The 10,144-nt window shown below is 65.0% G+C and carries 9 protein-coding genes and 1 other RNA gene; all 10 read left to right on the top strand.

Going from position 1 to position 10,144, the window contains the following annotated elements; all coding sequences use genetic code 11:
• Positions 1 to 192: RNase P RNA component class A (gene rnpB / locus Q1L59_RS00970), an RNA gene on the top strand; the annotation flags it as partial.
• 351 nt (positions 193 to 543) lie between these two features.
• Positions 544 to 990, top strand: a complete 447-nt coding sequence (gene mraZ, locus Q1L59_RS00965; protein WP_300327424.1) for a division/cell wall cluster transcriptional repressor MraZ — start codon at positions 544 to 546, stop codon at positions 988 to 990.
• Positions 987 to 1,937, top strand: coding sequence for a 16S rRNA (cytosine(1402)-N(4))-methyltransferase RsmH (gene rsmH, locus Q1L59_RS00960; protein WP_300327423.1), 951 nt, complete (start codon positions 987 to 989; stop codon positions 1,935 to 1,937). The genes mraZ and rsmH overlap by 4 nt, the downstream gene beginning before the upstream one ends.
• 1 nt (position 1,938) lies before the next feature.
• Entirely contained in the window at positions 1,939 to 2,217 is a 279-nt protein-coding gene (gene ftsL, locus Q1L59_RS00955; RefSeq protein ID WP_300327422.1) for a cell division protein FtsL, read from the top strand.
• Complete coding sequence (locus Q1L59_RS00950) at positions 2,214 to 3,965, top strand: penicillin-binding protein 2 (RefSeq protein WP_300327421.1); 1,752 nt, start codon at positions 2,214 to 2,216, stop codon at positions 3,963 to 3,965. Before ftsL ends, Q1L59_RS00950 begins: the two co-directional genes overlap by 4 nt.
• Positions 3,962 to 5,473, top strand: a complete 1,512-nt coding sequence (locus Q1L59_RS00945; protein WP_300327420.1) for a UDP-N-acetylmuramoyl-L-alanyl-D-glutamate--2,6-diaminopimelate ligase — start codon at positions 3,962 to 3,964, stop codon at positions 5,471 to 5,473. Before Q1L59_RS00950 ends, Q1L59_RS00945 begins: the two co-directional genes overlap by 4 nt.
• A 5-nt stretch (positions 5,474 to 5,478) precedes the next feature.
• Entirely contained in the window at positions 5,479 to 6,855 is a 1,377-nt protein-coding gene (gene murF, locus Q1L59_RS00940; protein ID WP_300327425.1) for a UDP-N-acetylmuramoyl-tripeptide--D-alanyl-D-alanine ligase, read from the top strand.
• A complete protein-coding gene (gene mraY / locus Q1L59_RS00935; protein ID WP_300327419.1) occupies positions 6,855 to 7,943 on the top strand; it encodes a phospho-N-acetylmuramoyl-pentapeptide-transferase in 1,089 nt (362 codons plus the stop codon). Before murF ends, mraY begins: the two co-directional genes overlap by 1 nt.
• Position 7,944: 1 nt before the next feature.
• Positions 7,945 to 9,315, top strand: coding sequence for a UDP-N-acetylmuramoyl-L-alanine--D-glutamate ligase (gene murD, locus Q1L59_RS00930; protein WP_300327418.1), 1,371 nt, complete (start codon positions 7,945 to 7,947; stop codon positions 9,313 to 9,315).
• Positions 9,315 to 10,144 (top strand): putative peptidoglycan glycosyltransferase FtsW (locus Q1L59_RS00925; protein ID WP_300327417.1); only part of this gene is annotated, 830 nt, incomplete at its 3' end. The genes murD and Q1L59_RS00925, both read left to right, overlap by 1 nt.

Below are 10,144 nucleotides of genomic sequence, written 5' to 3'. Positions count from 1 at the left end.
GGCGAGGTAAGAGCTCACCGCGGCCGTGGTAACACGGACGGCACGGCAAACCCCATCTGGAGCAAGGCCAAATAGGGAAGCATGGGCGTGGCTCGCGCTGCTTCCGGGTAGGCTGCTTGAGCGTGTCGGTAACGGTACGCCTAGACGAATGGCTGTCCACGACAGAACCCGGCTTATCGATCGACTTCCCCCTTCATTCTCTGCAGAACACGGCGCCTGGCCGCCGTAGCAAGCCAGTCCTTCCCTTCAACTGCGCCGGGTGCGGACGCCCAGAACCCGCAACGGGCCCGGATAGCCAGCCGTAGACATGTACTTATACGGCAATATTCACAAAACACTTTAATTAGACAAATCTTGTTGTTGTTTTATAGATCCAATAGTTTGCCCGCTGCCTCTGAAACCTGCCCATAAGTCTTTGTCGCCATTGAGATAATCGGTCGCTTACCTCTTGCGCTGGGGGAATCTTTGCCGTAAAGTGGAGATAAGTGGTAAAAAGTGGGGGTCTTACCCTCCCGGTCGAGAAGGCAAGAAAGAGCAGGTTCGATGTTTCAGGGTGCGGCTTCGTTGAGTCTGGATGTCAAAGGCAGGATCGCCATTCCCGCGCGCCATCGGGAAGCCCTTGCCGCGGCTGCCAACGGCCGGCTGATCGTCACCGCGCACCCACATCGCTGTCTGCTGCTTTACCCCGAGCCCGCCTGGGAGCCGATTCGCGACAAGGTTCTGGCCGCCTCGAGCTTCAATCTGCAGTCGGCGGCGATCAAGCGCTTGTTGGTCGGAAACGCGCGCGAGGAAGAGATGGACGCCACAGGGCGTCTGCTGATCGCGCCCGAACTGCGCCATTTTGCGCAACTGGAAAGGCTGGTCTGGCTGGTTGGGCAGGGAAGTCACTTCGAGATCTGGTCGGATGCCGGCTGGCAACGGCAGCAAGAGACGATTCTTGCGCTGGACAATCTGTCGCTGCCGCCGGAGCTCGAGGATCTGGCTCTGTGAGTTGTCGACCGGAGCATCGGGCGGTGCTGCTGCGCGAGGCGGTGGATGCGCTGGCCATCAGGCCGAGCGGGACGTACGTGGACGGCACGTTCGGGGCGGGTGGCCATAGCCGGGCGATCCTCCAGCGGCTGGCGCCGGAGGGGCGCGTCTTGGCTCTGGATCAGGATCCGCGCGCGGTGGTCGCTGGGCGCGCGCTCGCTGACGATCGATTGACGGTCCTGCACGCGCGCTTCGGCGACCTGCGCGCGGTGCTAAGTGCAGCGGGGATTGCGGTCGAGCCAGCGATCGACGGCGTTCTCCTCGACGTTGGCGTGTCGTCGCCGCAGATCGACACGGCGGAGCGTGGCTTCAGCTTCCGCCATGACGCACCGCTCGACATGCGGATGGATACGACGCGTGGCGAGACCGCCGCGCAGTGGCTGGCGCGGGCCGACGTCAGGGAGATCACGGAGGTCATTAGGAACTATGGTGAAGAACGGTTTGCTTTCCAGATTGCAAAGAAGATTGTGGCTGTTCGGCGAGAGCGGCCGCTGGCAACCACGGGTGAACTCGCCGCCCTCGTACGCGCGACCGTGTGGACCCGCGAGCCCGGTCAGGACGCGGCGACGCGTACCTTTCAGGCTGTACGGATTCATATCAATCAAGAGCTCGAACAGCTCGCGCTAGTTTTGCCACAAGCCATGAGTATTCTCAAGGACGGTGGGCGGCTGGTCGTCATCAGCTTCCACTCGCTCGAAGACCGAATCGTCAAGCGCTTCATGCGGGCTGAGGCGCTGCCCGACGTGCACTCGATGAAGTTGCCCTTGCGCGCTGATCAATTGCCGGCAGCGCGGCTGCGCCTGGTCGGGAAGGCGGTGCGTCCGGGTGCCGATGAACTGGCGGCAAATCCGCGCGCGCGCAGTGCAGTGATGCGGGTCGCTGAGAGACTTGCGCGCAAGGTGGCTTGAGATGTTGCGTCTGAATATCCTCCTTGTGCTTGCCGCCGTGCTCTGCAGTCTCGGTGTGGTGACCTCGCAACACAAGGCGCGCAGGTTTTTCCAGTTGCTCGAAGCCGAGCAGGAGCGCGAGCGTCAGCTCGAAATCGAGTTTGGGCAGCTCCAGATCGAACTCTCGACCTGGGCGACGGCGACACGAATCGAAAAGGTCGCGCGTGAGAAGTTGAAGATGCGCACACCGGAGGCGGCCAATGTGCTCACCGCGACGCCGACTGGAGGGGCTGCCCGATGAAGGGTTTCAGAGGCACTTTAGCGCACCGGTTTACCGAGAGCCCTCTCTTGCAGTTGCGCCTGCCGCCTTGGCGTTCGCGCCTGATCGCAGTGCTCATCCTGAGTTCGTTCGGCGTGCTGATCGGACGTGCGTTTTACCTGCAGGTGCTGAACAACGACTTTCTGCAGGAAAAGGGCGAGTCGCGCTATCGTCGTGACATCGAAATCAGCGCCTCGCGCGGTCGCATCGCCGACCGCCATGGCGACGTGCTCGCCATCTCGACGCCGATGAAGTCGATCTGGGCCATACCGTCGGCCGCCACGCTGACCCCCGAGCAGACCCGGCAACTGGCCGCGTTGCTCGAGACGGATCCGGCGCAACTGGCGCGCAAGCTCGACACCGACAAGACCTTCGTCTTCCTGCGCCGGCAGATCCCGCCGACGGTCGCCGACCAGGTGGCGGCGCTGAAGCTGCCCGGAATCGGCCAGGACAAGGAATACCGCCGGTTCTACCCGACGGGCGACATGACGGCGCACATGGTCGGCTTCACCGGCGTAGACGACAAAGGCCTGGAAGGTGTCGAACTGGCCTTTCATGGTCAGTTGCTGGGCCAGCCAGGAAGCCGCAGCGTGATCAAGGACAGGCGCGGGCAGATCGTCGAGGATGTCGGGTCGATCAAGGCGCCGCGCGACGGCAAGGACATCCGGTTGGCGCTCGACTCCAAGATCCAGTACGTCGCTTACAGTCACCTGAAGCAGGCGATTGCCGAGAACAACGCCAAGGCGGGCGGCGTCGTCGTTCTCGACGCGCGTACCGGCGAGATCCTGGCGTTGGCCAACTGGCCGACGTACAACCCGAACAACCGCGAGAAGCTGTCCGGTAGCCAATTGCGCAATCGCGCGGTGACCGACACCTTTGAACCCGGCTCGACACTGAAACCGTTTACGATCGCGTTGGCGCTCGATGCTGGTAAGGTCCGCTTCGATACGGTCATCAACTGTGCGCCCGGGCGGTTGACGATCGGCAGCGCGACGATTGCCGATGCGCATCCGCACGGTGCGTTGACGGTGGCGCAGGTCATCCAGAAATCGTCCAACGTCGGCGCGGCCAAAATCGCGGCGACGATGCCGGCGCAGAAGATGTGGCAGATGTTCGACGATGTCGGCTTCGGACAGATTCCGCACCTCGGCTTTCCCGGAGAAGTCAGCGGGCGCGTTCGCCCGTGGAAGAGCTGGCGCCCGATCGAGCAGGCGACGATGTCCTACGGTCACGGCATTTCGGTGTCGCTGATCCAATTGGCTAGAGCCTATTCGGTCTTCGCACGGGACGGCGATCTCGTACCCTTGTCGCTGACCCGGATCGATGGACCGGCTGCCCACGGAGCAACGGTGTTCAGCCGGCAAACGGCGCGCGACGTACGCGCCATGCTGGAAATGGCCGTGCAGACGGGAGGAACAGCACCGAAGGCGCAGATTCCAGGCTATCGCGTCGCCGGCAAGACGGGCACGGCGCACAAGCTCGAAGGTGGTCGCTATGCACGCAAGTACGTCTCGTCCTTTGTCGGATTTGCCCCGGCTTCCGATCCACGCTTGATCGTCGCGGTGATGATCGACGAACCGTCGGGCGGAAAACATTATGGTGGCGACGTTGCCGCGCCGGTTTTTGCTTCGGTGATGAGCAATTCCTTGCGCACACTCGGGGTCGCCCCGGATCTGCCGCTGGTCGTTGCGCAGAGCGCGAAATCACCGACGGTAAAGGCGAAGTTGTGAGCCAGCAGCACGCTGCACTGCCGCCCGAGTCGCTGGCCGCGACGCTCCTTGCCCGGCTCGCCGAAGTCGGCGTGTTGCCGACCGGGGTCGCCGACGACAGCCGGCAGCTCAGGCCGGGCGACCTCTTCCTGGCCTATCCCGGAGCGAGCGCCGACGGGCGGCGGCACATTGCCGACGCGATCGCGCGCGGCGCGTGTGCGGTCATCTGGGAAGCGGATGGGGGTGCCGATCCGGCTTTCGCCTGGCCATCGGAGTGGACGCTCGCGAACTTCCCGCAGGCCCGCGTGCGCCCGCTTTGTGGGCCGCTGGCGCATGCCGTCTACGGGCGTCCGAGCGAGCGCCTGTCGCTCGTTGCGGTGACCGGTACGAACGGAAAGACCAGTGTGACGCACTGGATATCGGCCAGTCATCCGCGCCGCTGTGCGGTGATCGGCACGCTGGGCGCCGGTTTGCCCGGTGAACTCGTCGAAACCGGCTTCACCACTCCGGAAGCAACGACCTTGATGCGCTGTCTGGCGGGCTTTGTCGAGCGCGAGATCGATGCCTGTGCGCTGGAAGCCAGTTCGATCGGCATCGCCGAGGGCCGCCTGGATGGGGCGCGGATCGACGTTGCGGTGTTCACCAACCTGTCGCGCGACCATCTCGATTACCACGCGTCGATGCTCGGTTATGCGCAGGAAAAGGCCCGGCTGTTCGCCTGGCCGCGCCTGCGCCTTGCCATCTGCAACCTGGACGATTCCCTGGGCCGCGAACTTGCCGCGTCAACGACCGCCAGCAAGGTGGTGGGCTACACGCAATACGCGACGACCGACAGCAGGCCAGGAACGATCCGGGCCGAGAACGTCGAGGAGACGGTCGATGGCCTGCGTTTTCGCCTCTGTGCGCCACAAGGGCGGGCCATGGTGGAGAGTGGCCTGCTGGGTCGCTTCAACGTCTCCAATCTGCTCGCCGTGGCGGCGGTCCTGTTCGACGCCGGTCTGTCGGCCAGCGAGGTTGCCGGGCGTCTGGCAGGGCTGGTAGCACCGGCCGGTCGGATGGAAAAGCTTGGGGGCAACAATGAACCGCTGATCGTCGTCGACTACGCGCATACCCCGGATGCTTTGGCGAATGCGCTGCAGGCACTGCGTCCAGTGGCACAAGCGCGCGGCGCCGGCCTGGTCGTCGTCTTTGGTTGCGGCGGTGATCGCGATCGGGGAAAGCGACCGCTGATGGGTGAGGTTGCCGTGCGCGAAGCAGATCGCGTCGTGCTGACCAGCGACAATCCGCGCAGCGAAGACGAGCAGGCGATCATCGACGAGATCCGTGCCGCCGCACCGTCGGCCGAGGTCATCGCCGACCGCCGGCAGGCGATTCGCCGGACGATTCTTGGCGCGCATCCGGCCGATGTCGTTCTGCTCGCCGGCAAGGGGCACGAGCCTTATCAGGAAACGGCCGGCGTACGGCGACCGTTCTCCGATCGGCAAGAGGCGTGGGCAGCACTGGGGGCGCGTCGGGAGATGGCTCAATGAGCGACATGATGGACCTTCAGGCGGCTGCCCGGGCGACCGCGGGCCGCCTGCAGGGCGACAACCGGAGCTTCACCGGCGTGTCGACCGATAGCCGGACGCTGAACAGCGGCGACCTCTTCGTCGCTTTGCGCGGCGACAATTTCGATGGTCACGACTATCTCGCGGCCGCCCAGGGGCGCGGCGCGGTGGCTGCCATCGTTGCCGCCGACGCGGCCGTGCCCAGCCAAGCGGGCGGCCTGCCGACGATCGAGGTGGCCGACACGCGTCTGTCGCTCGGTGCACTGGCCGCCGAATGGCGTAGCCGCTTCGTGCTGCCGCTGATCGCGGTCACCGGCAGCAACGGCAAGACGACGACCAAGGAAATGATCGCCAGCATCCTGCAGGCGGCGCACCCGGGCGCGGTCCTGGCGACGCGCGGCAACTACAACAACGACATCGGGCTGCCGCTGACGCTGCTCACGCTGAACTCGGCGCATCGGGCGGCGATCGTCGAAATGGGCATGAATCATCCTGGCGAAATCGCTTATCTGGCCGGCATCGCGCGTCCGACCGTCGCCCTGATCACCAATGCCCAGCGCGCTCACCTGGCCGGAATGGGGACGCTGGAAGCGATTGCAACGGAAAAGGGCAGCATCTTCTCGGGTCTCGACGAAAACGGAATCGCCGTCTTCAATGCCGATGATCCGTGGGCCGATCTTTGGCGTCGACAGAGTCGGGGACTGGGCGTGCTGACCTTTGGCTTCAGTCGGCCGGCCGATGTCGGCGGCCGCTTCCGTCTGCACGGCCTGGAGACCCGTCTTTCCGTGCTCGTGCCCGACGGCAGCGTACTCGAGGTCGAGCTCGCACTGCCTGGCCAGCACAACGCGCGCAATGCGCTGGCGGCAGCGGCTGCGTGCCTGGCCGCCGGCGTTTCGGCCGAAGCGGTGGGGCGCGGTCTGGCCGCCTTTCGCGGTCTGCATGGCCGCTTGCAGCAGCGTCCCGCGTTGCACGGCGCGCTCCTGATCGACGACACGTACAACGCCAATCCCGATTCAGTGCGCGCCGCAATCGATGTCTTGGCCGCGACCATCGGCAGGAAGGTGCTGGTCCTTGGCGACATGGGAGAAATCGGCGAGATGAGCGCCCAGTTTCATGACGAAATTGGTGGCTATGCGAAGAGCCAGGGGATCGACCGCTTGTTTGCGCTCGGCGAGGCGAGCACGCTTGCCGCCCATAATTTCGGTCACGGCGGCGTACACTTTTCCGATGTTAGCCTCCTGATCGACGCCCTGAACGGCGAGCTTGCTCCGGGTACCACCGTCCTCGTCAAAGGCTCGCGTTTCATGCGCATGGAGCGGGTGGCGAATGCCGTCAGTCAGGACGATCCGCGAGGGCGGCCGTAATGCTCCTTCTTCTCGCTCAGTGGTTGGCGCAAGAAGTCCGCGTCTTCAACGTCTTCGGCTACATCACGCTGCGCACGGTGCTGGCTGCGATGACCGCGTTGATCATTTCGTTCATCGCCGGGCCGCCGGTGATTCGTTGGCTGGCGGCGAAGAAGATCGGCCAGGCAGTGCGTCTCGATGGCCCGGAGACCCACCTCGTCAAGTCGGGGACGCCGACGATGGGCGGCGCGCTGATCCTCATCGCGATCAGCATCACCACCCTGCTCTGGGGCGACCTGAGCAACCGTTACGTCTGGGTGGTTCTGCTGGTCAGCATCGGCTTCGGCGGAATCGGCTGGTACGACGACTGGCAGAAGGTCGTGCACCGCAACCCACGCGGATTGCCGGCGCGCTGGAAGTATTTCTGGCAATCGACGATCGGCCTTCTGGTCGCCCTCTACCTTGGCTTGACGGCGAGCGGGCCGGCTCAGCTCGAGCTGATCGTTCCATTCTTCAAAACCGTTTCGTATCCGCTCGGGGTCATCGGCTTCATCGTGCTCAGCTATCTGGTCATCGTCGGGACCAGCAACGCGGTCAATCTCACCGACGGCCTCGACGGGCTGGCGATCATGCCGGCGGTCATGATCGCCGCGGCGCTGGCGATCTTCGCCTATGTCGCCGGCCATTCGGTCTACGCGCGCTATCTCTTTCTACCGTACATTCCCGGCGCTGGCGAACTGGCCATCTTCCTCGGCGCGATGGCGGGCGCCGGGCTCGGTTTTCTCTGGTTCAACGCCTATCCGGCGGAAGTTTTCATGGGCGATGTGGGCGCGCTGGCGATCGGCGCGGCGCTCGGGACGGTGGCGATCATCGTGCGCCAGGAAATCGTCCTGGCGATCATGGGTGGCATCTTCGTCGCCGAGACGCTCTCCGTCGCGGCCCAGGTGCTCTACTACAAATACAGCGGGGGCAGGCGGATCTTCCGCATGGCGCCGCTGCACCATCATTTCGAGCTTGGCGGCTGGAAAGAGACGCAGGTCGTCGTCCGCTTCTGGATCATCACGATCATGCTCGTTCTGCTTGGCCTATCCACTTTGAAGTTGCGCTGATATGGAACTCCGGGGCAAGCGGGTTCTGGTCATCGGGCTGGGCGAAAGCGGGCTGGCGATGGCCCGTTGGCTGGTCAGACAGGGCGCCGATGTGCGCGTTGCCGACAGCCGCGCGCTGCCGCCGAACCATCAGCAGTTGCGCAGCGACTTGCCCGGCGTTGCCCTGTTCTGCGGCTCATTCGCCGCGCCGGCTTTCGCTGATGTCGATCTGATGGCGATCTCGCCGGGTGTGGCCGTGCAGGAGCCAGTGATTCAGGAGGCGGTGGCGCGTGGCGTTCCGCTGGTTTCGGAGATTGAGCTCTTCGCCTGGAGCCTGCAGGGCGCGCTGCGGCGGCCACAGGTCATCGCGATCACCGGCAGCAACGGCAAGACGACGACCACCGCCCTGACCGGCGCCCTGTGTCGGGCGGCCGGGCGGCGCGTGGCGGTTGCCGGCAATATCGGTCCGGCGGTGCTCGACGCGCTGATCGAGGCGCTCGACGAGGCGCGTCTGCCCGAGTTGTGGGTGCTCGAACTGTCGAGCTTTCAGCTTGACACGACCTACACGCTGAACGCCGACGCGGCAACGCTGCTCAACGTCAGCGAGGATCACCTGGACCGCTATGCCGGGCTGGACGACTACGCGGCGAGCAAGTTGCGCGTCTTTCAGGGTGCGGGAGTGATGGTCCTCAATCGCGACGACCCACGCAGTCTGGCGGCGCGCCGGGCTGGCCGGCGGGTGATCACTTTCGGCTTCGACCCGGCGCCGGGCAGCGAGGACTACGGCCTGCACGCCGGCTGGATCGTGCGCGGTGATGAAAAGCTGGTCCGGCTTGCCGACCTGCGTCTGGTGGGCCGGCACAATGCGGCGAACGCGATGGCCGCCCTGGCGCTGTGTGCGGCGGTCGGCATCGACGGGCGATCTGTCGTGCCTGCCCTGGCGAGCTTTGGCGGCTTGCCGCACCGGGTCGAGAAAGTGGCGGAAATCGGCGGCGTCGCCTACTTCGACGACTCCAAGGGGACCAATGTCGGGGCAACGCAGGCGGCCATCGAGGGCCTGGGGCGGCCGGTGGTGATCATCCTGGGCGGCGATGGCAAGGGCCAGGACTTCAGCGGTCTGCGCCAGGCGGTCGCCGTGCATGCGCGGGCGGTTGCCCTGATTGGTCGCGACGCGCCGCTGATCGCCGCCGCCCTCGACGGTTGCGGCGTTCCCCTGCAGTCGTGCGCCGACATGCGCGACGCAGTCGTCTGGTGCGCGGCACAGGCGCAGCGCGGCGACGCCGTCCTGCTTTCGCCGGCCTGCGCGAGCATGGACATGTACCGCAACTACGCGCACCGGGCGGCCGCCTTCGTCGCCGCGGTCAACCTGCTGCTGGAGAGAGGTGCCGCCTGATGCTGCGTACGCTTGAACAACCCCGTCGTCTTCCTTCCGAGATCGACCTCGCCTTGCTCTGGAGCACGCTGTTGCTCCTCTTGATTGGCATGGTGATGGTCTATTCTGCGTCGATGGCGACAGCCGAGGCGGGGCGTCAGACGGGCAATCAGCCGGCTTACTTTCTCGTCCGGCACGGGGTTTTTCTGATCATCGGGCTGGTGGCGGCAGCGGTGGCCTTTCAGGTGCCGCTGTCTGCCTGGCAGCAGTGGGCGCCCTGGCTTTTCGTCGGTGGCTTCCTGCTACTCGCGCTGGTGCTGATCCCTGGGGTTGGGCGCGAGGTCAATGGGGCGCGCCGCTGGCTGCCGCTCGGTATCGTCAATCTGCAGCCGTCCGAGCTGATGAAGCTGTTTGCCGTTCTGTACACGGCCGACTATACGGTGCGCAAGATGCCGTACATGCATGACCTGAGGAAGGCCTTCCTGCCGATGGCCGGCGCGATGGTTGCCGTCGGCATCCTTTTGCTGAAGGAACCGGACTTTGGCGCTTTCGTGGTGATCATCGCGATTGCCATGTCGATCCTCTTCCTGGGCGGCATGCGCGCGCGCCTCTTTGTTGGCTTGATCGTCGTTCTAGCAGCGGCATTCGCCGCCTTGATCATCTTCTCTCCCTACCGCCGCGATCGGATTTTCGGCTTCATGGATCCCTGGGCCGACGCTTTCGGCCGCGGCTATCAGCTCTCGCATGCGCTGATCGCCTTCGGCCGGGGCGAGGTGCTCGGCGTCGGACTGGGGGCAAGCGTCGAGAAGCTGTTCTACCTGCCCGAGGCGCATACGGACTTCCTGCTGGC

Origin of the sequence: Accumulibacter sp. (assembly GCF_029255125.1) — a bacterium.
GTDB lineage: Bacteria > Pseudomonadota > Gammaproteobacteria > Burkholderiales > Rhodocyclaceae > Accumulibacter.
Note: the sequence above shows the minus strand (reverse complement) of the source record. Positions and strands in the feature narration are given on the sequence as shown.

Coding starts and splice junctions, on each gene's coding strand:
- mraZ (WP_300327424.1), top strand. CDS start 544: ATGTTTCAGGGTGCGGCTTCGTTGAGTCTGGATGTCAAAGGCAGGATC.
- ftsL (WP_300327422.1), top strand. CDS start 1,939: ATGTTGCGTCTGAATATCCTCCTTGTGCTTGCCGCCGTGCTCTGCAGT.
- Q1L59_RS00950 (WP_300327421.1), top strand. CDS start 2,214: ATGAAGGGTTTCAGAGGCACTTTAGCGCACCGGTTTACCGAGAGCCCT.
- murF (WP_300327425.1), top strand. CDS start 5,479: ATGATGGACCTTCAGGCGGCTGCCCGGGCGACCGCGGGCCGCCTGCAG.
- mraY (WP_300327419.1), top strand. CDS start 6,855: ATGCTCCTTCTTCTCGCTCAGTGGTTGGCGCAAGAAGTCCGCGTCTTC.
- murD (WP_300327418.1), top strand. CDS start 7,945: ATGGAACTCCGGGGCAAGCGGGTTCTGGTCATCGGGCTGGGCGAAAGC.